The organism is Leisingera sp. JC1 (genome assembly GCF_001679925.1).
In the GTDB taxonomy this organism is placed as follows: domain Bacteria; phylum Pseudomonadota; class Alphaproteobacteria; order Rhodobacterales; family Rhodobacteraceae; genus Leisingera.
Window position 1 is genome coordinate 1 of sequence record NZ_LYUZ01000070.1, and the last position, 594, is coordinate 594.

Below are 594 nucleotides of genomic sequence, written 5' to 3' on the forward strand. Positions count from 1 at the left end.
GCGGTCTCGCGGTCTCGGTGTCGTATTCGCCGTTCTCGTACTTGTCGATCCAGGTCCGGATCAGGTGCCGGCAGATGTCGTGTTCGACGCTGAGCGCGTTCAGCGCTGTGCCGTTGAAATAGGCTTCAACGATCATGCGCTTGAATGGAATGCTATGGCGGCGGTGTTTTCTTTTGGTCATGGAACCTCCTTATCCGAAGGCCCAGGCTGGGGGAAATCAGCTGGTTTCGTGGTCCACCCGCAGGGGCGCACTCCAAGTGCTGGCGCAAATTTCCCCACCTCGCGGGTTCGGCGATCAGCCGCGATGGTGATCGGCACCTCCGTTTTTTGGTGGCCGGCCGCGCCGTTTCGGTGGGAGCGGCGGTGCAATGTTGGCATGGGCGCGGGTGTGCTCGGGGATCAGGTCAGCATGTTTGCGCAACCGGTAGCTGGCGCCCTCGATCTGGACCACAACGGCATGGTGCAACAGTCGGTCCAGCAGTGCGGTTGCGACCACGGGGTCCCCAAAGACTTCACCCCATTCGGCAAAGCCGCGGTTTGACGTCAGGATCATCGCCCCTTTTTCGTATCGCGCGTTGACCAGCTGGAAGAACA

Annotated in this window: 2 protein-coding genes; both read right to left on the reverse strand. The window is 60.9% G+C overall.

Annotated features, from left to right (window positions below; genetic code table 11):
* Positions 1-181 (reverse strand): transposase (locus A9D60_RS26025; RefSeq protein ID WP_141117862.1); only part of this gene is annotated, 181 nt, incomplete at its 3' end.
* Positions 182-295: 114 nt separating this feature from the next.
* Positions 296-594 (reverse strand): ATP-binding protein (locus A9D60_RS06920; RefSeq protein WP_175392910.1); only part of this gene is annotated, 299 nt, incomplete at its 5' end.